At 46.0% G+C, this 23,252-nt stretch carries 21 protein-coding genes and 1 pseudogene; 12 read left to right on the top strand and 10 right to left on the bottom strand.

What is annotated here, in order from left to right:
- Together ACFS25_RS26205 and ACFS25_RS26200 are read left to right on the top strand one after the other, a co-directional pair.
- Positions 1-455: pseudogene (locus ACFS25_RS26205) on the top strand (RNA-binding protein); the annotation flags it as partial.
- A 362-nt stretch (positions 456-817) separates the two neighbouring features.
- Complete coding sequence (locus tag ACFS25_RS26200) at positions 818-2,491, top strand: NFACT RNA binding domain-containing protein (protein WP_381507016.1); 1,674 nt, start codon at positions 818-820, stop codon at positions 2,489-2,491.
- Positions 2,492-2,539: 48 nt separating this feature from the next.
- On the opposite strand, the gene ACFS25_RS26195 is transcribed toward ACFS25_RS26200, so the two are convergent.
- The 8 genes from ACFS25_RS26195 to ACFS25_RS26160 all read right to left on the bottom strand — a co-directional run bounded on the left by ACFS25_RS26195 (position 2,540) and on the right by ACFS25_RS26160 (position 12,786).
- Positions 2,540-3,754 carry a glycosyltransferase family 1 protein gene (locus ACFS25_RS26195; RefSeq protein WP_381507013.1) on the bottom strand — a complete coding sequence of 405 codons (1,215 nt, stop codon included), beginning with the start codon at positions 3,752-3,754 and terminating at the stop codon, positions 2,540-2,542.
- Between the two features lie 506 nt (positions 3,755-4,260).
- On the bottom strand, positions 4,261-6,270 hold the full coding sequence (locus ACFS25_RS26190; protein WP_381507010.1) for a M1 family aminopeptidase: 2,010 nt from the start codon (positions 6,268-6,270) through the stop codon (positions 4,261-4,263).
- 50 nt (positions 6,271-6,320) lie between these two features.
- Positions 6,321-6,989: a DUF4230 domain-containing protein gene (locus ACFS25_RS26185; RefSeq protein WP_381507007.1), complete on the bottom strand. Its 669-nt coding sequence runs from the start codon at positions 6,987-6,989 to the stop codon at positions 6,321-6,323.
- 111 nt (positions 6,990-7,100) lie between these two features.
- The gene (rny, locus tag ACFS25_RS26180) at positions 7,101-8,711 is read right to left on the bottom strand and encodes a ribonuclease Y (RefSeq protein ID WP_381507004.1); all 1,611 of its coding nucleotides are present in this window, start codon (positions 8,709-8,711) and stop codon (positions 7,101-7,103) included.
- A 103-nt stretch (positions 8,712-8,814) separates the two neighbouring features.
- Positions 8,815-9,102, bottom strand: coding sequence for a cell division protein ZapA (locus tag ACFS25_RS26175; protein WP_381507000.1), 288 nt, complete (start codon positions 9,100-9,102; stop codon positions 8,815-8,817).
- A gap of 47 nt (positions 9,103-9,149) precedes the next feature.
- On the bottom strand, positions 9,150-9,488 hold the full coding sequence (locus ACFS25_RS26170) for a hypothetical protein (protein WP_381506997.1): 339 nt from the start codon (positions 9,486-9,488) through the stop codon (positions 9,150-9,152).
- Positions 9,489-9,588: 100 nt separating this feature from the next.
- Positions 9,589-12,036, bottom strand: a complete 2,448-nt coding sequence (gene pheT / locus ACFS25_RS26165) for a phenylalanine--tRNA ligase subunit beta (RefSeq protein WP_381506994.1) — start codon at positions 12,034-12,036, stop codon at positions 9,589-9,591.
- Positions 12,037-12,141: 105 nt separating this feature from the next.
- Positions 12,142-12,786 (bottom strand): DUF1684 domain-containing protein, encoded by a 645-nt coding sequence (locus ACFS25_RS26160; RefSeq protein WP_381506992.1) that lies wholly within the window; start codon positions 12,784-12,786, stop codon positions 12,142-12,144.
- A 186-nt stretch (positions 12,787-12,972) separates the two neighbouring features.
- Here ACFS25_RS26160 and ACFS25_RS26155 point away from each other — a divergent pair, with 186 nt between their 5' ends.
- The 8 genes from ACFS25_RS26155 to ACFS25_RS26120 all read left to right on the top strand — a co-directional run bounded on the left by ACFS25_RS26155 (position 12,973) and on the right by ACFS25_RS26120 (position 20,022).
- Positions 12,973-13,380, top strand: a complete 408-nt coding sequence (locus tag ACFS25_RS26155) for a sugar 3,4-ketoisomerase (protein ID WP_381506990.1) — start codon at positions 12,973-12,975, stop codon at positions 13,378-13,380.
- Complete coding sequence (locus tag ACFS25_RS26150; RefSeq protein WP_381506987.1) at positions 13,377-14,501, top strand: DegT/DnrJ/EryC1/StrS family aminotransferase; 1,125 nt, start codon at positions 13,377-13,379, stop codon at positions 14,499-14,501. Before ACFS25_RS26155 ends, ACFS25_RS26150 begins: the two co-directional genes overlap by 4 nt.
- Before the next feature lie 34 nt (positions 14,502-14,535).
- The gene (locus ACFS25_RS26145) at positions 14,536-15,474 is read left to right on the top strand and encodes a glycosyltransferase family 2 protein (protein ID WP_381506984.1); all 939 of its coding nucleotides are present in this window, start codon (positions 14,536-14,538) and stop codon (positions 15,472-15,474) included.
- A gap of 32 nt (positions 15,475-15,506) precedes the next feature.
- A complete protein-coding gene (locus tag ACFS25_RS26140; protein WP_381506981.1) occupies positions 15,507-16,280 on the top strand; it encodes a class I SAM-dependent DNA methyltransferase in 774 nt (257 codons plus the stop codon).
- 36 nt (positions 16,281-16,316) lie between these two features.
- Entirely contained in the window at positions 16,317-16,919 is a 603-nt protein-coding gene (locus tag ACFS25_RS26135) for a riboflavin synthase (protein WP_381506978.1), read from the top strand.
- A gap of 88 nt (positions 16,920-17,007) precedes the next feature.
- Complete coding sequence (locus ACFS25_RS26130) at positions 17,008-17,784, top strand: PASTA domain-containing protein (RefSeq protein ID WP_381506975.1); 777 nt, start codon at positions 17,008-17,010, stop codon at positions 17,782-17,784.
- 25 nt (positions 17,785-17,809) lie between these two features.
- A complete protein-coding gene (locus ACFS25_RS26125) occupies positions 17,810-19,675 on the top strand; it encodes a T9SS type A sorting domain-containing protein (RefSeq protein ID WP_381506972.1) in 1,866 nt (621 codons plus the stop codon).
- A gap of 53 nt (positions 19,676-19,728) precedes the next feature.
- Positions 19,729-20,022, top strand: a complete 294-nt coding sequence (locus tag ACFS25_RS26120; protein WP_381506969.1) for a rhodanese-like domain-containing protein — start codon at positions 19,729-19,731, stop codon at positions 20,020-20,022.
- 27 nt (positions 20,023-20,049) lie between these two features.
- Here the strand turns inward: ACFS25_RS26120 and miaA are convergent, their stop codons facing one another.
- Positions 20,050-20,949, bottom strand: a complete 900-nt coding sequence (gene miaA, locus ACFS25_RS26115; RefSeq protein ID WP_381506966.1) for a tRNA (adenosine(37)-N6)-dimethylallyltransferase MiaA — start codon at positions 20,947-20,949, stop codon at positions 20,050-20,052.
- A gap of 399 nt (positions 20,950-21,348) precedes the next feature.
- Between miaA and ACFS25_RS26110 the strand changes: the two genes are divergently transcribed.
- Together ACFS25_RS26110 and ACFS25_RS26105 are read left to right on the top strand one after the other, a co-directional pair.
- Positions 21,349-21,687 (top strand): winged helix-turn-helix transcriptional regulator, encoded by a 339-nt coding sequence (locus ACFS25_RS26110; protein WP_381506962.1) that lies wholly within the window; start codon positions 21,349-21,351, stop codon positions 21,685-21,687.
- Positions 21,688-21,748: 61 nt separating this feature from the next.
- Positions 21,749-22,372, top strand: coding sequence for a hypothetical protein (locus tag ACFS25_RS26105; RefSeq protein WP_381506959.1), 624 nt, complete (start codon positions 21,749-21,751; stop codon positions 22,370-22,372).
- A gap of 75 nt (positions 22,373-22,447) precedes the next feature.
- Here the strand turns inward: ACFS25_RS26105 and ACFS25_RS26100 are convergent, their stop codons facing one another.
- Positions 22,448-23,245, bottom strand: coding sequence for an outer membrane beta-barrel protein (locus ACFS25_RS26100; RefSeq protein ID WP_381506956.1), 798 nt, complete (start codon positions 23,243-23,245; stop codon positions 22,448-22,450).
- Positions 23,246-23,252: the final 7 nt, after the last annotated feature.

Raw genomic sequence — 23,252 nt, 5'->3', positions numbered from 1 at the left:
TGCTGGTGGGTAACGATTATGGGGGAGAAGTTCAGGCGGGGCGCTACGATGCGCTGAACGGGTTATTTCTTCGGGGGGATGGTGAGGGTAATTTTACGGCACAGACTATGGCCACTAGTGGTTTTTATGTGCCTGGCAATGCCAAAGGGCTAGCGCAGCTGACCGACAGTAAAGGTCGTGAATTAGTGATTGCCACGCAAAACAGAGGTCGGCTATGCATATTTCGCAATCGTAACCCGGCTACGAGCCTACGGCTACGCCCAACCGATGCGTCGGCGCTGCTAACTTTTGTTGATGGGAGAAAACAAAAGGTAGAGTTGAGTTATGGCACCTCGTTTCTGTCGCAATCAGCCCGGACCTTGTTGGTCAATCCACAAGTGAAAGCGGTTGAAATAACCGATTCACAAGGTCATAAACGACAGGAACTTACTAAGGTTAACCTAGCCCACCGCTAATGGAAAATTCACTTAAGGTGATCTGTTTTTCTTTTGTTCCTGCGCCGAAATGGTCCCAGAAGAATACATCTGGTAGTAATTTATAAAAAATATCCTTTTTTTGGATCTATAGTTGGCTTCTGGTTTTCGCATCTTTGTGTATAGCTGTCGGCAGTTGCCATTCCGTTTCTGATTCGGCGGTAACCGATCCATTAGTTACAGTAGGGCATCGGTTATCGCAGCAGTATTGTAGCACTTGCCATCTCATCTACCATTGATTGTATTAAAAAATACCATCTGGCAACAGTCAAAAATCCATTAAGTACATAAGTACCTTACTATTTGATGGAGTCAGCCTGCTTCGGGTGTATTTTTGTGCTATTATGCACACGAATTACTACTTTCTCCGGCAACTCGCACCGGCCCTTGAATCGCATTTGCTGAGTAGTTCTATTCCTACTCTAACCGAGCCTGATACACCTGTACAGGGCCTTCGATTTATGGAGTGTTTTAGTCAGGATCGGGATGAGGTTGTGCTCGTATTTGCCCAAGCGAGGGGAAAAATTAATTATTACAAGCCTTTTCATATTAAAGCAACACTTCGGCCTGATTTCTCCGGTTTACTATTCCCTGAAACCGTGCAGCGTGCCCGTACAAACAGTGTAGATCTGTTTGACTCTGTAATTGGTGGAGTAGGTAAGGAGCGGGCCGTTATAGGCGTGCGGTCATTTCTGAATGAACGCTGTTTGGCTATTATGCTGGAAGATAATTTCTCGTTATTGTTCAAATTCTTTGGTAACCGACCTAACCTGCTTGCCTTCCATGGTAACCAGGTTGTTGATTTATTCAACCGTCAGTTGGCAACTGATGAGCAACTGCTATTTGATAAATTTGACCGGTCTATTGATCAGTCTTACGAAGCCTTCGAGCAGGCCAACTTTGACCGCCGAAAGTTATTCCCAACGTTTGGTAAAGTCGTAAACAGGTGGATCGAGGAGCAGGGAGGAAAGGACGATGAGGTAGGGAAGAATGACCAATGGGCTGTAATTCAGGATGTTTTGCGACAACTGGAACAGCCAAACTATTACCTACTTCGGTTGGATCATAAGCCAACGCTTAGCCTACTGCCCTTTAAAGAGCAGGCCGGTGACCCGCCACAGCGTGAGTTTAGCGATCCACTTGAAGCATCAAACCGGTTTTACATCGCCTTCAACGGCTTAACAACGTTTGAGCATGAGAAAGCAAATTTGCTGAGATTAATTGAAAAGCGTCGAAAACGGGCCGAAGCTCAGATTGATATCTCCATGCAGCGACTTATGCTGAGAGATGAGGGCGCTAGTCATGAAGAGATGGGCCATATACTAATGGCTAATTTACACGACATATTGCCTACACTTGGTACTAAATCGCCCGAACGGTTAACTCTATACGACTTTTATCGAGATCAGCCAATAGTCATTAAACTTAAACCTGATCTTAGCCCACAGAAAAACGCCGAGAACTTTTACCGCAAAGCGAAAAACGAAAAGCTGGAAGAACAGCATCTAACAAATCAGGTAACTGTCCGCGAAGCTGAACTGGTCCGTATTGACCAGCAAAAGAACGACTTAGAGACTGTACAGACCCTAAAGGAACTTCGACGTTACGTTAAACAGCACAACTTGTTAAACGAAAGCGTTTTGGCCAGTACTGGTGAAGCTGCACCCTTATTTAAAGAGGTAATGCATGAAACATTTCGTATTCTGATTGGGCGAAATGCAAAAAATAATGATTTGCTTACGCAGAGATATGCCTACAAAGATGATCTCTGGCTACATGCCCGCGACGTCTCGGGTTCGCATGTGATCGTGAAGTATCAGGCTGGTAGAACGTTCCCCAAAAGCGTTATTGAACGGGCTGCCGAGTTAGCTGCCTGGTATTCCAGACGACGAACAGATAGTTTATGCCCGGTAATTGTGACTCCTAAAAAGTACGTTCGTAAACCTAAAGGCCTAGCCGAGGGACAGGTTTTGGTCGAGAAAGAAAGTGTTATACTAGTGGTTCCAAAAGGAGAATAGACTTTGGGTACTTAACTAGTTAAGTACCCAAAGTCTATTCTTGCTAACTTATTGCTCAACCATAACACTTTGCTGAGCCATTATCAGACGGTTCATTTCGCTCCAGGTATGATCCCATGAGTTCTCATTTAAGAAAGCGTCGATAGCCGACCAGGTCTTAAGATGGCTGGTGGTAAGCGCTTGTTCGATAGCGGCTTCAAACGCCTGGGCTGAATCGGCAATCTGAACAAAATCTTTTCCTCCGTATGTGCGCACAACATCACGAATCGGTGTAGACACAACAGGCAACCCTGCTGCTAAATATTCAGGCGTTTTTGTCGGGCTGATAAATCGCGTCGACTCATTTAGCGCAAAAGGCAATATAGCCACGTTCCAATTAGCTAAATACATGGGTAGATCCTTGTAACTCTTCATTCCCAGGTAATGCACATTTGGCCCATGTGGTAATAAGTCACGATTGATTTTAACAATGGGTCCTAGTAGAATGAATTGCCATTCTGGCCGACGTTGGGCCAGTTCATTCATAAGCTTATAATCGAAGCGTTCGTCGATTACACCACTGAAACCAATCCTGGGACTGGATAGAGCCCGCTGGTCGGTTGGGTCTGGTTGCGGCCTGCGGGCCGTTACAAAATGACTAAAGTCGATGCTGCTTGGAAAGGCAAATACTTGCGGATGCCGGTTCTGCTTGGCTTCGTACAAGCTATATCCACCTGTAAATATCAGACTAGCCCGTTGCATCAATTGTTTTTCTCGCTCTAGCAGTTGTGGAGGTGCTCCCCAAAATGCCGATAGTTCATCCATGCAGTCATACACCGTCATGCTTGGTTGCAGATGATCGCTGAAAAGTAAAGCCATTGGCGTGTAGTACCAGGCGACAAACGAGTTGATGGATTCGCGTTTTATAAATTCATCAAGCAACTGCCGTTGAAGACGAATAGCTTCGTCGGGTTTGGTGCCATGAGGAAGATGAGGGACAAGCACCGTTAGTCGGTCAGCTTGCTGAGATACACTCATGTGTAAGGTATCGCTCCAAATAGGTTCTTCGATGAACCAGACACGGTAATTTTTCGCTGCCCGAGTAAGTAGATGCTGGGGCCGTTGATAAACAAAATTCCAACGCAAATGCGAAAAGCAAATTAAATCACGAACCTCATTGGCTGTAGCGCCATAAACTGACTGATGTGCAACTGTCGATATAGTTGACGGAGCTAGTAGAGTGCCGTCATTGACTAAAACGGACGTTGAGGCAGATACTTTCATAGATGTTATTCTGGGAGATTGTATAAGAATAGCCTGACCATTTGTTGACCAGGCTATCAACCTTTATATATAACAAACCAAGCCATTCGGGAAAATGTTAACCGTTGACGAATTATTTTGAGGAAATGGCCCTTTTGCTTCTATATTAATGGTCACTGGGCCACATAGTTCGCTGAATAACAATAGATTCGCTCTATCACGTTATTTTCTATTAATGCAATCAGCGAAGACGATAGACTCGAGAAAATCATCAAATTAATGCTTAACTAAACCAAATTTGATTTAATGGGTACTTAAACTAAGTGTTATTGATTCTTGTTTTCATTCAGTTCGAATGAATACTTATTAGAATTTGAGAAATAAAACTGACCAATACCATTAGACTATGTTTTTGGGCTCGGTCAATAATATATTGAAGTATCGCCAAATTTATTTTGCCTGAATAACAAACTGGAAGTTGTTACACTAGCGATAAACAACGGAATTTTCATAAAGGGAGCAAACCCCTAACGCACTAAAACTACCCGGTTTTGTAGACCACTTAATGTTTCGACCGTTACCGTATAGCGTCCGGCTGATAAGCCGCGCAAGGTAAGGGTTCGGGTATAGTTGCCCGGAGCAAGCGTTAATTCGTTCAACGTTTGGACACGCTGGCCCAGCGAATTCGTCAAGTGAATTCGTGCCGGCCCAGTTGTCGAAAGAGTAAAATCAACCAAAACTGTTTCTGTGGTTGGATTCGGATAGACCCGCAAGCTACCTGAAGCAGGTTCGTTGGTGGCTGTCACAATAGTAGACGTGGATAGCGTAACTGTGGACACAGTTTTCAGAATCCAGTTGTTAGGGTCTATGACTAAACCCGAAAAGACACCTCGTGTAGGTAGCGTAAAGGTTTGATCGGCGCGGTCGTTAAAGACCGTCACCGTAGTATCACCCGTTGCTGATTTTACTTGCAGTTGTACCGGCATAGTAAATGAGGTCGGGTTACTGGCGGTGGTATTGTTTTGCTCCAGTCTCACGGTTATCGTATTGGCAACATTGCCTGGTGATACTGTTGCTTTGTAGGTTGGGTAGCCTTCGCCGTAAATCCACTGTTTAAAGAAGTAGGCTAAATCTTTACCTGAAACCTGTTGAGCTACGGTTTGAAAATCTTCGGTTACCGCGGTTTTGTAGGCCAGTGTTGGTGTAGCAGCATAAGTGCGTAGAATGTTAAAGAACGCACTATCACCCACAACTCCCCGAAGCATATGCAAAACCGTTGCCCCTTTAGCATAGGTACGGCTACCGTTAAAAATATTATTAAAATTGCTAATGTCCTGCACGTAAATAGAACCACGAGCATTGCGGGCGCTAGTCATGAAACTGTTCATGTATGACTGATAACCCGTCTGACCACTAACTGATTCTATATAGACTGCTTCGGCATAAGAGGCAAAGCCTTCGTTAAGCCAGATATTTTGCCAGTCTCGGCAGGTAATTTTATCGCCAAACCACTGGTGGGCCAGTTCATGAGCAATCACCGTTGGTGTTAAGGAAGAAAGATCCATTGACGATATCGTTTGGTGTTCCATCCCACCGTTATTGTTCGCAAATTGGGCATGACCATACTTTTCCCGCAGAAATGGGTATGGACCAAATCGATTTGTAAACAACTGTAACATCTTGGGTGTCAAAGAGAGACTAGTCTGAACCTGAGCGAGGTTTTCGGGATATATATAATGTGTTACGGGCATCGTCTGATTCCCGTACGGAAATGGCGTGTCGTACTGCGCATAATTCGACACAGCTATCGAAATTAGATATTGGGCTATGGGATAGCTATTTCGCCACAGGTAGGTTCGGGTATGATCGCTATTGGTAGTCGTGCTAACGAGTGTGCCATTAGAAACAGATATTAACTGTTCTGGAGCGGTAATACGTACCGACGACGAGTCGGCTTTGTCGGCGGGTGTATCCCGGCAGGGAAACCAGTCCGATGCGCCATAGGGTTCACTTAAGTTCCAGATAACAGGGTCGCTTGTATTCTCATGCTTATCAAATTTGAAACTTCCATTAGCCGCCCCATTTGGTACGCCCTGATAGAAAACCGTTAGAGTCAAGGCTTGTCCATTGGCTAATGCCTGGGCGGGTGTAATCGTTAATTTGTTTTGCGCATGTTGAAATGATAATTTTTGATTGCCAACTTTTACCGAATCCACCCGCAAGCCCTCACCCGTTGTAGCGGTGGTTGAATTTAGATCCAGAAAAAAACTGCTTAGCGTCGCCGTCGTGCTCTTAAGTGTAATCGTTGCGGCTCCTTTTAAACCGGCGGGAGCGGTAGTCAGGTGTAGGTCGAGCCCGTAGTATGTAACGTCAATAGATGCGTCGCCGGGGTAAGCTAGTCGCGCCTTCGGGTTAACGGCCAGTCGGGTAGCATGGTTAACTTTTCCTGCCTGGCAGAACTGCCAGCCGTCGATGTCTACCTGTGCGTAAGCGAAAATTGGGGAGAAAAGCAGGCAATACAAGTATAGATTTTTCATGAGATTCTAGGCTTATTGACTTAACCGTAAAGCGGCCAATAAGTTGAATCTCACTTATTTTCTTCGGCATTGCCAGTCTTCAGAAACATGGGTGCCTGCATTGTATGTTCGGCTTTCTCTTTCAATGTTTCTAATTGTTGCTGTTCGGCTTCGGGTAATTGAAGTTGCCAACCCATTGAACTCGCCAGTTGATACATCATATACTGAATCTGATTATTGGCAATTTTGGGAAGATCGCTCTGCATGGCCCGCTCGTTCATTGCCTGCTTGGCTTCGTCCAGAATCTGGGTATAGTCGTCCCCGCTAAAATGGTTTAGGATGCCCGCCTGAATATCGTAAAACTTATAATCGGTATCGATTGACAAGACTTCGGGTTGGGGAAACGATTCGATAATTAACTTCTTTTCGCCATCGTCCGATGCCCGAAATCGAACTTTGGCAAAGTCAAAACCAACCAGCACTTTCGCTTTAGCAATGACCATCGCTTTTTTAGGATCATTCAAAAGGTATAAGATTTTCTTTTGGTCCTGATAATTGTAGATCTCCGAAAAATACCCTTCTGCCATTACAACCTTGAACACTTTCTCGATACGCTCCAGCAACAAGACCGAGTCATGCCGAACAGTTGTTATTCCCGTACGTTTGCGTAATGTGTTGGCTAGCGCAACGCCCCCGCCTGCACCGACGAGTAAGAGTAAAACGGTGGTTAAAAAATCCATTTGTTGTATACCAAGTTATGATAGGCAAAGAAACAGATTTTATGCCGGTTTGTTGGAAAACAAAAAAGGGCCAATGCTGGCCCTTTTTTGTTTAGTAAAGATGATGGCAAGCTACTTGGCGTAGGCTACCGCCCGCATCTCTCGAATAACCGTTACTTTGATCTGACCAGGATACTGCATTTCTTTCTCGATTTTTTGAGAAATTTCGTAAGATAACGTTCCTGCCCGCTCGTCAGAAACGTGGTCGGCGTCAACCATGATGCGAAGTTCACGTCCAGCCTGAATAGCGTAGCATTTGGTCACACCAGGAAAATTGCCCGCCAACTCTTCCAATTCTTTTAGCCGCTTTATATACGACTCCATCATCTCACGACGGGCACCGGGCCGTGAGCCAGATACTGCATCACAAACCTGAACGATAGGCGAGATCATGCTCGTCATCTCAATTTCATCGTGGTGAGCACCAATCGCGTTGATGACTTCAGGATTCTCTTTATATTTTTTTGCCAACTCCATGCCCAGAATGGCGTGGGGCAGTTCAGCTTCTTCATGCCAAACTTTACCAATGTCGTGAAGCAGACCGGCACGTTTAGCTAATTTGGCATTTAGTCCCAGTTCGGCGGCCATTGTCGCACAAAGCTTGGCCACCTCACGCGAGTGTTGAAGCAGGTTCTGGCCGTAACTTGACCGGAAACGCATTCGCCCAACCATTTTAATTAGTTCGGGATGAAGGCCATGAATGCCGAGGTCGATAACGGTTCGCTCACCAATTTCGACGATCTCATCCTCAATGTTCTTACGGGTTTTGGCAACGATCTCTTCAATACGGGCTGGGTGAATACGACCATCCTGCACGAGTCGGTGCAACGACAGCCGGGCAATTTCGCGTCGAACAGGATCGAAACCCGAAATAATAATGGCTTCGGGCGTATCGTCCACAATAATTTCGACGCCCGTAGCGGCTTCGAGGGCGCGGATATTGCGTCCTTCACGGCCAATAACTTTACCTTTTACATCATCGGATTCGATGTTGAAAACCGATACACAATTTTCAATGGCGTGCTCGGTAGCCGTCCGCTGAATAGTTTCTATGACTACCTTTTTTGCCTCTTTGGTGGCTGTCAGTTTTGCTTCTTCAACGATGTTTTTGATATAGGAAGAGGCTCGGGTTTCGGCTTCAGCCTTTAGCGTTTCAATAAGTTGATCACGGGCTTGATCAGCCGATAGGCCCGCAATTTTTTCGAGTTGCGCTACCTGATCGGCCAGCATACGGTCAGCTTCCTGCTGCCGTCTGTCCACATCTTCGCGACGTTTGTTCAGGGCCTCCGTCTGTTGTGACAGACCATTTTTCTGCTGCCCAATTTCATTACGCTGCTGGGTCAATTCGCCTTCCCGGTTGCGCTGTTGGTCAGCCTGTTGGACCAGTTGTTGTTCGCGTTGCTTAAGTTTCGTTTCGTTTTGGAGAAGTAAGTTTCGTTTCTGATTCGTCGTTTCTTCAAATTCGGTTTTCAGTTTCAGGTATTTCTCTTTTGCTTCTAGTATTCGGTCTTTTTTAATGTTCTCGGCCTGTATTTCAGCATTTTTTAAAATAGCTGCTGCCTTCTCTTCAGCGTCTTTCTCGTGCTTCGCGCGAACGCCCGCCATCATCTGGCGGCCAATCAATATGCCAATACCACCCATTACAAGGGCGGCAAGAATCGTTAACCAAACTGGAATGTCCATCGGACTATATCGTTAGTGTTGAAAAAATTAACCATCAACCTGCTGCGATACGAGTGCCTTGAATGCCAACTCGGGGTATTTTGGGGTGGAAGCCCGCCGTTTTCTATGTCGTGATGACCGGCGTGACTACCTGGTCTAACTGAGTTATTTTGTCAAACACCATTTGTTGTAATCGTTGCATTTGTCGTTCTCCTCTGAGCTTGGTGACCAAGCAGTCGAAGGCTATCATTGCCAAGGCTTCCTGTGTATCGGTCATGCCCTTTTCCCGGTATTGCTTCAGTTCATCCTGAATCAGCTTGGCGGCTTCGCGTACGATAGCTTCCGAGTCCGGTTCTACGGCTAATCTGTAGAATCGGTCGGCTATTTTTACGCGAATTGGCAATTCTTCCATCGCTGCAGTCGGCTCAGATTTGGTTATACTCCAGAGCCCATTTGGGTTTATGACAAACTACTCAAGTGAGCAATGCACCGTTCCAATTCCCGGATATACTCGTCGAGTTGTTGTTTTAATTCAGCCTTCGTATCTGTCTCAGACAGATTGTCTTTTACAATTATACCAACATCTTTCGACTTTGGTGTATTTTTTTCCGAAATAACAGGTTTTTTCCGTAGCTGCTTAACTAAATCCTGTTGTTCTTTCAAACTCCCTTGTAGAACGGAATTTTCCCGTTCCAACTGTTCTACCTGCTTTTGTGCATCCGTACAAATCTCTCTAAGCGATCTGAGTCTACGCTCAAATTGCTCAATCAGGACAAAGATTTCATGTTCGCTAGCCACAGTTTTAACGAATGAAAGGGTGAAAGTAAGGCAACTAGTACAGCAATTAGATAAAGTACTATCTATACACCGAACGAGCGACCTGGTTTTTCACGCTCTGCTACTTACGGATAACAGCGCCTAATTCCTGCTCGAAAGCGGTCATAAGTCGTTGCATGGTTTTGTCAATCGTCACATCAGTGAGGGTTTGAACGGTATCCTGCAGCATAAAGCTGACCGAGTACGCCTTTTTTCCTGCACCGAGGTTTTCGCCTTCATATATGTCAAACACATTAATGAAGCGTAATAATTTCCGCTCTGTCTGGCGAGCCAACTTACTGATCTGCTCAAAGGTTACGGCCTTATCGAGCACAAGAGACAGGTCCCGCCGAACTTCAGGAAACTTGGCTACCTCCTCATAACGGGTCTTACCGGTAGCTAGTTTCAGTAATGCTTGCCAGTCAAAGTCCGCGTAGAAGACGGGCTGTTTCAGATCTACTAATTTGATCAGTTTAGAGTTGACTAACCCCAAACTGACTAACGGTTTTTTATTCACGACATACGCCAGGCCGTACTGAAAAAGCGTTGGGTCGGCAGGCTGGGTATCAAATGATTTAATACGGAACAGATTCAGTACTCGCTGCACGGCTGCTGCTAAGTCATGGTAAGCTACAGGCTGCCCTTTCTGAAGCCAGCTTTCGGGGGTTTGATTACCTATGATAGCCAGACTTAAACGCATTCGTTCAACGTACTTAGGGGTATTATCATCAAGTTTTACTTTATGATACGTTTTGCCAAACTCAAATGTTTTTAAGTCTTTTTGCCGCCGATTCAGGTTGTACACCAGCGTTTCAAGAGCCGAAAATAATAATGTTTGTCGCATGACCGACAACTCATCACTAAGTGGGTTGAGCAGCTTTACGTCGTCGCCGGGTAACGACGACCGGATGGCATCGTTGTAGGCTGGACGGGTAAGCGATAGCGTCAGGATTTCGTAGAAACCGTTGGCCGCCATAAGTTGCCCTACCCGGCTTTGCCATTGATCGGGGTCAGTTTTGGGAAATTCTGACAGCGAATCGGCTGCGAGATTTTTCGATAACGGTATGTTATCTAAGCCATAAATCCGAAGAATTTCTTCAATCACATCGGCCTCCCGCGTCACATCAACGCGGTAGGGTGGTACAATAGCAACGAAACTGTCATCACCGTCCGGCTGTTCAGACTGAATATCCAGTGCTTCCAGAATCTGGTGGATTTCAGTATGGTCGATTTTGACGCCAATCAACCGGTCGATATTGCGGTAGCGTACGAGTACCCGGAACGGGTCAATGGGATTCGGATAGATGTCGGTAATGTCTGAACTGATAATTCCCCCGGCTACTTGCTGGATAAGCAACGCGGCCCGTTTCAACGCGAACACGGTTATGTTGGGGTCAATACCACGCTCAAAAAGGAATGACGCATCCGTTTTTAAACTGTGATGCTGCGCTGTTTTGCGGATAGACGTAGGGGAGAAGTAGGCTGACTCCAGAAAAATGCTGGTCGTCTGCGCCGATACACCAGAATACTGACCGCCAAATACACCCGCAATGCACATGGGTTTTTCGGCATCGCAAATCATTAAGTCTGTAGCGGTGAGCTTGCGCTCTACATTATCAAGCGTGATAAAGGGCGTGCCTGCGGGCAACGTTTTGACGATGACCTGACGCCCCGCTATTTTGGCTGCATCGAAAGCATGGAGTGGCTGACCAAGGTCGTGGCAAACAAAATTCGTCACATCCACAATGTTGTTGATCGGGTTCAGTCCTATACTTACCAATCTTCGTTTCAACCAATCCGGCGACTCGCCAACAGTCAGGCCGCTTATTGTAAGACCCGCATAACGCGGACAGGCTGCCGTATCGTCTACCTGTACATCGAGCGTTAAACTAGTGTTATCAACAACAAACGCATCCACTGACGGCAGGCGTAGTGGGCGATTTAGAAGGGCTTTTAAATCGCGGGCTGTTCCGTAGTGAGATGCGGCATCAATGCGGTTGGGTGTCAGACCAATCGCAATCTGGTAGTCGGCTTCGAGGTGGAAATAACGGGCCGCGGGGGTGCCATTTGGAAGGTCGGTATCAAGGACCATAATACCCGCGTGCGATGTTCCCAGACCTATTTCGTCCTCAGCACAAATCATTCCTTCTGAGGCTTGCCCGCGAATTTTGGCTTTCTTAATCTGAAACGGTTGGGCGATACCCCCTTCTGCCGAAACAGGATGGAGCGTTGCACCCACCAGGGCTACGACCACTTTCTGACCAGCCGCCACATTTGGTGCTCCACAAACGATAGGCAGCGGTTGATCGGTGCCGACATCCACCGTAGTTAAGCTCAATTTATTAGCATCGGGATGTTTGACGCATGTAAGCACTTGGCCAATAACAACACCTTCCAGCCCACCCGGAATCGCATCGATTCTTTCAATTCCTTCAACTTCCAGTCCCGTTGCGGTCAACAATTTGCCAACTTCTTCGGGTAACTCGGGTAATTCAATAAACTCTTGTAACCATTTATAGGAAATTTCCATGCGGTGGCAAAGCAGATAATAAGGCAAAGTTAGCCAATTGGTTGATTGACTACTTGCTCACGTAATTAATTGACCTCAAAATAACTGAATGAGCTATTTTGTTTTCTATTCATGCTCTATATATTTCTCCCCAGCTTTTACAGCCACCGAGAGTTTGTTTTCGGCGGGGGGTAGCGGGCAGGCATAACGCGGATTATAAGCGCAATAGGGATTATAAGCCGTATTGAAATCTATGACAGCATGATTGTCAGTTAGTTGGGTTGGGTCAAGTTCAATGTAACGTCCGCCACCGTATGTTTCCTTTGTTGATGTAGCATCGCGGAAAAGAATGGAGTAGGTGTTTGCGAGTTTCACAACCAATAAACGACAGGCTTCGCCATTTAGGCTGAATACTGCGTGGGCAAACTTTTCGTACACTTCTTCGCTGCCGTCGCTCATGCTGACAACCAGCTTCTGAGTTTTATCGGCGAAGGGTTCGAGACGTGCCACAACGCGATAAGAAGGATCGGAAGCGAAATAGCGCAATCCCCGGAAAGATGATTTATCCAGAATCGGTGACTCTGCATTCGTTCGCATAAAGTTATCTTTTTCGGCACGCTTTTGGGTTACTTGCTGGCGGTACGTTTCTGGGTTTATTGTTGCGTCCAGACCATCGATAGAAGTTGAATTGGCTCCATCGAAGAAGGCGTAGTACAACACGAGTAGAGCGAATAGAAATAGCCCTGTTAAAAAAAGTTTATTTTTCAACATGATGTAATAGTTATAAACTAACTACAAAATAAACCAAAGTTGATGGAGAAGTTGTAAACAAAAAACCTTTGTAAGCAATTATACTCAAATCAGTTTCTTTTGAAGTACGTACAATCAACCGCTTTTCGGTAACTTTATGCCTGTAAAATATTGCCTTCGTCTTTACGGCCCAAACTTACCCTGTGAATGCCCAAACTTTACGAATTAAAAACATTTGAATCCAACAAGGGAAATTTAACCGTTTTTGAAGGTATTATTCCCGGCATGATTCAGCGAGTCTTTTATATTTACGAAGCTGGCTATACTCCTCGTGCAGGGCACCGGCATCATCAATCCTGGCATGCACTAATTTGCCTAAGTGGAAGCTGTCGTGTTTATAATCACGATGGGGTGAAGGAAGATACGTTTAGTTTGACGAATCCCCGGCAATGTCTGGTGCTCGAACCAAAAGACTGGCACATTATGGACAGATTTTCTTCTGACGCTATTCTGCTGGTTGTTTCGAATGAATTATACGATAAAGATGATTATATCTACGAACCGTATCCTAACAGTAAACGGATTGGCAGTGTGCTCATGGTGGATTCGGAATGATTCCATTTCTGGATCTGAAGCAGATCAATGAGCCACATCAGGCCTCCATTCAGAAAGCTGTTGAGCGGGTCATCGAATCTGGGTGGTATGTTCTTGGTCGCGAGGTCGAAGCGTTCGAACATCAGTTTGCGGCCTACTGCCAAACGCGGCATTGTATTGGCGTTGCCAATGGACTTGATGCTCTTATGCTGGTGCTGAAGGCGTGGGACTTTCCAGCCAACAGCGAAGTAATTGTAGCCTCAAACGCCTATATCGCATCGGTGCTGAGCATTACTCACGCTGGTTTGGTGCCCGTTTTTGTTGAGCCAGACCCACGCACTTATCTGCTTGATCCTACCCATATAGAAGCCGCCATCACGTTTCGTACAAAGGCAATTTTACCTGTGCACTTGTACGGTCGCTGTTGCGATATGAACCCAATTAATGAACTGGCGCAACAATATGGCTTAAAAGTACTTGAAGATGCTGCTCAGGCGCATGGCGCGACGTATGAATGTAATCGGGCGAAGGTATCGCATCGGCGGGCGGGTAATCTCGGCGACGCGGCAGGGTGGAGTTTTTATCCCAGTAAAAATCTAGGCGCCCTAGGTGATGCCGGTGCGATTACGACCAACGACGACGCGCTGGCGGATGCGGTACGGGCTTGGCGAAACTACGGTTCGGCGGAGAAGTATGTTAATGAATATTTGGGGCACAACAGCCGGTTAGATGAACTTCAGGCTGCCGTGTTATCGGCTAAATTACCGCTACTCAATAAAGAAAACGACCGGCGACGAATACTGGCGGAACGATACCTGACGGGTATCAAAAACCCGGATGTGATGCTTCCCCCTGCCGACCAAATTGAGCAGGATGCCTGGCATTTATTTGTCATTCAGCATCCACAGCGCGATCATTTTCAAATGTATCTCCGCGAACGGGGTATCGGAACGGACATACATTACCCGATTCCACCTCATCAACAGCTGGCTTATACACCGTTTGCGTATTTGTCACTGCCTATTGCCGAGCAACTGCACCAGAATGGGCTCAGTTTACCGCTTAATCCAGCCTTGACAGATGACGAAGTGACATATATTATTGAGACTATAAATTCAATGAGTCAACGAGCAAAAGAGTGATTTTTTACTTTTCGCTCATGCACGTCTTCTACTTATGTACCTATCCATCGTCATCCCGGTCTATAATAGCGAACGCACGATTGCGCCGTTGACTGAACGGTTACAGGCGTGTTTGGCGGGGTATTTGTTCGAGATTGTACTAGTCAACGATGGGAGTAGCGATTCTTCCGAAGCGGTTTGTCAACAGCTTGAAGACCAATATGATACTGTTCGATTTATTTCGCTACGCCGAAATTTTGGCGAATTTAATGCCGTCTTATGTGGCCTGAACCATGCCATTGGGCAATACATCGTTATTGTTGACGACGACTTTCAAAACCCACCCGATGCTATTCTGACGCTCGTTAAAACGGCAGAAACAGGACAGTACGATGTTGTTTATAGCCGTTACGCGCGTAAGCACCATCATTGGTTTCGAAATTTAGGTAGCCGAATCGTTAACACACTGACGACTTATTCCATTGGTAAACCCAAAGACCTGTACCTGTCGAGTTTTAAACTTGTTAGGCGGGAGGTTGTAGATGAAATTATTCGCTATCGTGGACCATATCCGTACATTGATGGGTTGATTTTTCGGGTAACGCGCAATGTTGGTAGTGTGGAAGTGACCCATAATGCCCGTATTGATGGACATTCAAATTACACGGTTCGTAAACTCATCGCGCTGTTTTTAAACGTATTTATTGGTTATTCACTCTGGCCGATTCGCGTGTTTACTATTTTGGGAGCCGCCTTGTTGGTACTAGGCTTGCTAAGCGGTTTCGTTTTCTTGATTGGCTGGTTAAGCAATGCCGTATTTATCAGGGGCTGGGGTATTGTAGCCTGGGTCATTATAACGGCTTTAGGCGTTCAACTGCTCTTTTTGGGTGTGCTGGGGGAATATCTTGGGAAGTTATTTATGGCTCACAGTGGTTTGCCGCCCTATGCAATAAAAAAAGGTAGCAACGAGAAAAGGGCAAACGCGGTCAGCTAAGGCTATTTTCATTTTCATTTTTCCTTCCTCTTATGATTGGCCGTTCGGAAGAATACGAGAAAATGTTCAGGCTAGAAGGTCAACTATGGTGGTACCGCAGTTTGCACGAACGCGTAGAAATGGCGCTGCAACAACGTTTTGGCAAGCGCCGGGACATAACTATTCTCGATGCGGGATGCGGTACTGGCGGCCTATTGAATTTTTTGCGTCAGCGTGGATATACTGGTTTGCGAGGACTCGACGGATCGACTGATGCCGTCGCCTTTTGCCACGAGCGCGGCTTTCCAGTTACGTTCGTCAATCTGAATAACCTTGCCGATTTTGAGCCAGACACAAAATACGATGTCATTGTGTGTAATGATGTGTTCTGCTACTTCACCGATACCGATCTACTGCCCTTACTATCTGCCCTGTCGCACCGGCTGAAACCCGACGGACTTTTGGTAAGTAACAATAACGCATTCAATCTTTTTATGGGAGAACATGATTTGGCTGTTGGCATTATCCGGCGATTTGTTCTGGCCGATTTTGAGCAGATAGTACCTGGTAGAGGATTACATGTCCGGTCAGCTACCTATTGGAGTTTGGCCTTATCACCACTAATTTTATTGATTCGGCAATGGCAGCGTCTTCAATTGAAGCTTGGGTGGCTTAAGGCCGAAGATGCCCAGTCGGATGTGTATTTACCCCCTTCATGGCTCAATGAAACCCTTTACCAAATTGTTCGGGTTGAGCAAAAACTTCTGCGCCGAACCCCCTTTGGTAGTTCGCTGTTTATGGTAATTGATAGTCAGGGTATATTGTAATGGAATCGTGACCGTCACTAACGACTAATAACTATTATGTTTACGGGTATTATTGAAACCAGCGGCTCTGTGGCCGCTATTGAAGCAGAAGGTACTAATTTGACTTTTCGTATCGAGTCATCCATGACTCCCGAATTGAAAATTGACCAGAGTGTCAGTCACAACGGCGTTTGCCTGACCGTTACCAGCCTTACCGATGGGAGTTATACGGTGACTGCTGTTGATGAAACCTTAAGAAAAACGAATATTGGTAAACTTAAAATTGGAGATCGCGTCAACCTCGAACGGTGTATGCCTGCCAATGGTCGCTTCGATGGACACATTGTGCAGGGACACGTCGATCAAACCGGCATTTGTACTAATGTGCAGGATTTGAACGGTAGCTGGTTATTCGATTTTACCTACGATGTGGGCAGTGAACCCGCTAATCGAAACATAACTGTCGAAAAAGGGTCTATTTGTATCAATGGGGTCAGTTTAACCGTTTTCAATTCAGAAGACGATAGTTTTCGAGTGACCATAATTCCATACACCTACGAACATACTACGTTTCGAGACCTGAAGGTTGGCGATACAGTTAATCTTGAATTCGATATTGTCGGGAAATACCTAAAAAAAATGTTAGCTGGCTATCGGTAGGCACTTGCGGATTCTGCTACTTTTGTGAAATTGGTAAATCAACTGAACGTAGTGTAGTGCGTAAAACTCCACTAATCACCACTCCCGAATGACTAAAGTCAGCACCCGCTCCTTTTTTGACCTGCTGATTCATATTGGCATTACGCTGGCCCTGCTGGCTGCTTTATTTCTGGTTTTTTTCTTTGTCTATCTGCCCTTCACAACCAATCACGGGCAAACAATTACGGTGCCTGATGTGACCCGTTTGAGTTTGGATGAAATGCAGAATCTTTTAGATGATCGAGACCTGCGCTACGAAGTAAGCGACTGCACTTTTGTGTCGGGGGCACAGCCGTTAACCGTTATTCAGCAATACCCACGGGCCAATGCAAAAGTAAAAGAGGGCCGTAAAATATATGTGACGGTTACAAAGCGTGTGGCTCCAATGGTGCAAATGCCCAACCTTGTCAGCCTGACACTTCGTAGCGCCGAGCTAAACCTAAAATCGCTGGATCTGATCAGTGGCGATCCAATTTATGTGCCTGATGTAGCCAAAAATTCGGTACTTAGACAGCTTTATAACGGTAAAGAAATTGCGCCCGGAACGCCCGTGCCGAAGGGATCTCAGATCGATCTTGAAGTAGGTGATGGCTTAGGAAGTACAATGTTTGAGATTCCGAACGTTGTAGGATTGCCCCTCGACGAAGCCGAAGCCGCTATTCGCGGGTCGAATCTTAAAGTTGGCACGAAAATTTCCGTTGAAGACCCTGAAAAGGAAGTTGGCACAGTAGTCAGGCAGCGGCCCGAAGCCCGATCTGGCGAGCGCATTCGCGTTGGCGAAACAATGGATTTGTGGATCGTGGGGCCAATTGAACCGGACCAATAAAAACCATTTCCGGCCCAACTACCAGATGAGAATTGCTTTACTTTGTCAGCCGTACATACCGTTTGCCGGACGTTGTCTGCGCGGCTTTTTGCTGGTATTTTTTGTTCTGTCCTACTCGATGGGGGTAGCACAAACACCGTTGAGTCTGCCGTTTTTCGATGATTTTTCAACGGCTACAGGCCGTCCCGGTCTCGACCGCCCTGATCCCACCCTCTGGCAACCGGGTAGTGGCGTGTATATAAATAATACGATGGCCATCAACCAGCCAACCGTTAACGTCGCTTCATTTGACGGCCTGGCGGCCAATGGTCGACCTTATGTGCAAAATATTCCTTTGGCCCAGGGTTACACCGATACTTTAGCTTCATTGCCTGTTAATATGGCTGGTCTGTCAGCCGCCGATTCGGTTTATCTGAGCTTCTACTGGCAAGCCAAAGGCCAAGGCGAATCACCTGATCCCGGCGATTCATTAAGCCGTCAGGCCGGGGATTCGCTTACCGTGCAATTTCTGGATCGTACTGGTGTCTGGCGAACTACATGGGCTATAGTAGGCGGTGTTGTCAATAATAATTTTTTTCAGGTATTCATCCCAATACGTAGTGCAAATTATTTCCATGCTGGATTTGCCTTTCGCTTTCGTGCTTTTGGGCGTGAGTCCGGGCCGTTCGATACCTGGAATATCGATTACATTTACTTGAACCGGGGACGTTCAATAAATGATAAGTTCGTGAAGGATGTGGCTATGAGACAAGCCCTTACGCCCTTCCTGAAACGATATACCGCCATGCCACTATCGCAATATGTGGTCAATCCTGCTATCGAAACGGCTGATTCCGTCACAACAGATATTAACAACCTGTTCAATAACTTCAACTTCACAACGTTCCACTTCACGGTACGCGATGAGGTGTCGGGACGTATTGTGCAAGATGATCCGCAGACAAACTCGGTACTGATTCCGTCGCTTAGTTCACAGCGCAAGGTAGTTAGGCCCACGCCCGTTACGGGTTTCGGTTCTGCTACCAGAGCCTTGTTACGCTATAAAGTTGATCTGCTGACAACCGACGATCAGAACCCCTCTATTCCCGGTATTAACCTTCGTCGGAACGATACAATTTCGGCTGTAGCCGCTCTTGACAATTACTACGCCTACGACGATGGCACCTGGGAATATGCTCAGCAAATAAGGCAGCGCGAACAAGTTGCCGTGCGCTTTATTCTGAACAAGCCCGATGCCATCGGTGGAGTCCGGGTCTGTATTGTGCCATTCACGACTAACCAGACTGGTCAGTCTCTCGTTATTAATGTATATAGCAACCGCGCTGGTAAGCCTGGCCCAACGCTATATCAACAAGCGTTTTCAACGCAGTACCCAACATCTCGTAATGGTTTTGTTGAGTTTACATTCGCTAAAAGCGTTACTGTAAAAGACACTTTTTACGTTGGTTATCAGCAAATTAGTAGCAGCGACACGACTTTGCTGCGGATAGGGTTTGACAAAAACAGCCCGTTTGGTTCGCAGATTTTTTATAATGGCGGTTCTAACTGGGATCAGAATTTAGCGTCGGCGTCATTGAATGTACAGGGTGCGTTTATGCTGCGGCCTATAATGGGGGCTAAATCTGACACCATCGTCACGGCCACGCCTGAGCCTGAACCGCTGGCCTTGCTGCGAACGTACCCAAACCCAACAACGGGCCTTATTCGCTGGGACGGTTCGCAATTGACCCGACTGGAAGCAATGAACAGTAGCGGTCGACTGTTGCTCACACTCGAACCAAGTCGCGGGCAACAAACGTTAGATTTAAGTTATCTGCCTGATGGTGTCTATTTAATTCGGCTCTTCGCAGATAAGCGAGTCGTTGTGCAAAAATTAATTATTCAACATTAACTAGTTTACACTTTATCTTTTTTAGTGGGAGACTGTAAACCAAAAAATCAGCTATGGATATTACCGTACAGGAACTGAAAGAACGGCTTGATAAGGGCGAAGAATTGAACTTGTTTGATGTTCGTGAGCCCGACGAATACGAAGCCGATAATATTGGTGCCACGCTTATTCCACTTGGCGATTTATCATATCGCTTAGATGAACTCGATGGGTTGCAGGACGAAGAAGTGATCGTTCATTGCCGGTCGGGAAAACGCAGTGGTATGGCACAGCAGATTCTGGAGCAAAATGGCTTCAACAACGTCCGAAACGTCATCGGGGGTATGCTCGCTTATAGGGCGCAATAGTTTACTAGAGTGGGTATCAACACGAGGTTATTGGTTACTGCTTAATACTTCTTCTAGTATTTCTTTTCCTTGTTCTGGTCCGAACCAGCGGTATTTGCCCTGGTTTCGGAACCATGTTAGTTGCCGTTTGGCATAGCGCCGGGAGTTTCGTTTTAACAAACGTACCATCTCATCGTAATCGTAGATTCCGTCCAAATACGGAAAAATTTCCTGATAGCCAACCGTTTGTAACGCGGCCAAATCTCGGTAGGGTAGGAGCGAGCTAACTTCATTAATCAAGCCTGCCGCGAGCATATTATCCATGCGTTCGTCAATGCGGGCGTATAGTTCTTCGCGTGGCCGTTCGAGAGCAATCAGCACCGATTGAAATGGCCGTTCGACTATCTGCCGACGGCGAAATGATGAGTAAGGCTGCCCCGTTGCCAAGCATACTTCCAACGCCCGCGTCACTCGAATCGGATTCTGTAAATCGGCCGTTTGCGCATACACAGGGTCTAATTCGCGCAATTCATTCTGAAGTACGTCTAATCCTTCCTGTTGAAACCGGGCAAACAATTGTTCGCGTAGAGAAGGATCAACGAGCGGCATGTAGTCCAGACCGAAGCAAACGGCGTTAATATAAAGCCCCGTTCCACCCGACAGAATCACGACATCTTTTTCCTGAAATAACGTATTCAGTATGGTAAGGCACTCGCGTTCATACTGCCCGGCATTTACCGGGTTCAGAATAGAATGCGAATCAATAAAGTAATGCTGGACACCATCCATCTCGTCTGGTGTGGGCTTGGCTGTGCCAATACTAAGTTCTCGATAAAGCTGCCGTGAATCAGCCGAGACTACATCTGTTTTTAGCGTTTTGGCTAGTCGAACACATAAAGCAGTCTTACCAACAGCCGTGGGACCAGCTATAACGAGTAGAGTTTTCAAGTTCGAATAAATAAACCGGATAAATTATACACCCTCAAAATGTACGTATTACTGATTTTAAGATGTATAAAGACTTCGTATTGACTATTACCTGACTATTTCACAAATAAAACAGATCATTCGCTCATTATACTTATTTTTTCTTGCGTCAAACTGAAGTAAATGAGGATAGCCTGCTATTAATTTTTTACTGGAAAAAATGAGTAATAATATTTCGGCCCATTGAATGTTCTTTTAATTGATTAGTTGAGGGCTACTAAATAAGTATTTGTTTGTATACTAAGTAAAGGAAGGTAGTATGCTTATAGATATATGACAAATATCTATATTTGTTCTTATCGATATAACTGTCTCCTAATCAGTAGGTTGCCTACCAAAAGGTTAGTGCCTAATTTCCTCATGAATAATCAAGTAAAGATTCGAGAATCTATTGATCCTAAACATTTAGCGCTCCAGAAAACATTAGACATTATATGTGGGAAATGGCGGTTATATATTATCTATCAATTAGATACCCAGGCTCGGCGATATGGTGAATTGCGTAGAATGATTCCTGAGGTAAGTGAAAAGGTTTTAATTCAAGAGCTTAAAGATCTGGTTAGCCTGGGCGTTATTGAAAAGAAGTCATATAATGAAGTGCCTCCCCGCGTCGAATATAGCCTAACCGCTAAAGGTTTACAAGTATTGCCAACCCTTCTGAGTCTGACCTCAATTGGCGAATTGTTTCTGGAACCTTAATCAAATCAACTTTTTCTGATTTCATACCGTTATTCGTTGGCACGCAAAGTAAATAGAGTTAATGAATGGAATGGTATGTTGTCTAGTGGTAGGCCTGGTAGGGCTCGGTCAGGTGTTTTATAACAGTCGGCAACCCACTCGGGCAACAGAATTTACCTACCAACAACCAACTTTAACCGCAAGCCGGCCCCTCTCCGCTTCCGCCGAGATTCACTATGCTAAATCGCTGCGATTCAATATTTACACATTTACCGTTACGGCTGCTGACAGCGGGCGTGTACGCGAATTATTGGTCAAAGCCTATCGAGGTGAATTGCTGTTAACTAATTTCCGTATTCGGGTTGATGGAGCGGTAGTCGGAGCTGAAGTAGCTGACCTGGATAATAATCGCTTTCCCGAATTATATGTCTACAGTACCAGCGATGGGACTGGCTCATTTGGCCGTGTATATGGCTGGCAGTTTTTGCCGGAGCGCAAAGCCGACATTACATCAGCAAACTGGCGAATCCCGGCAACAAACGGGTATATGGGCCACGATAGCCTATGGGTAGAACGCGACATCTTGTGTCGTAAATTTCCGATATACAATTCTGGCGACAGCAATGCTGACCCTTCTGGCGGCTATCAAATGATGCGGTATAAATTGCAACCCGTAGGCTCAGGGTTCTCATTAATAGCCGAATAAGTAATAGCATTAAAAAAGTGCGACAGTAGGAAAGCCTTTTCCTACTGTCGCACTTTTTTGATGCTATCTTCTTTTTTAGAATACTTTCAATCCGAGTGAAACGGTAGCGATGCCCAGAAAGCCTGTAATGTTTGAGTCTTTGTAAACACCACCTACCGGCACGGCGTACCGTACATCGACATCTAAAAATCGAACCGGCGAAAACCCAACTCCCAATTCTACTGCATACGTGAAGTCTTTCACCTCTAAATTCTGCCCTTCGTATTTGTTAAGCAGATTCGTCTTGCCTGTTGTAGCCGGAATATTCGTCTGCGGAAAGCTTACAGCTGAGTTTGCGTTGATAACGCCGGATGTAGTGCGTTCGAGTGTGGCCTTCTGTACAAAAATAAAGTTTGGCCCAATATAGCCCCGCAGCTTACCGCCCATCCAGCGTTTGCCAAACAGAATAGGTACATCAACTGCTTCCAGAACAGATTGTGTAGTAGCGTTTAGACTGGCGTTCAACAAACCTGGCTGCACACTAATGGGCAGCGCATTCGCCAAAGCCGGGTTTGCGTTAACGTCGAGCGTAACGGCTGTTTTCTGGTTCAGTACGAAGCGGTTATACGTTACTTCGGCCTGAATAAAAAAACTGTTGAAATTCTTCCGCGCCCATAATCCACCTGAATACCCGTAACCGACACCATTGTTTTTGTTTTCTAAGGCCGGTACCTGAACGCTGCCTACAGCCTGGGCGGGAACGTTGGTGAAGCCATGCGTAAAAGTGGCTCCTCCTTTAATGCCAAATTCGAACGGCCGAACGGAGGTTTGAGCCATGGCTGCCGACACGCTTACCAGTAGCAGCGCAGCTAATGAGAGTTGACTTAGTTTCATGAATGAG

The sequence above is a fragment of the Spirosoma flavum genome (assembly GCF_042686045.1).
Taxonomy (GTDB): Bacteria; Bacteroidota; Bacteroidia; order Cytophagales; family Spirosomataceae; genus Spirosoma; species Spirosoma flavum.
This window is presented reverse-complemented; position numbering and strand designations above follow the sequence as displayed.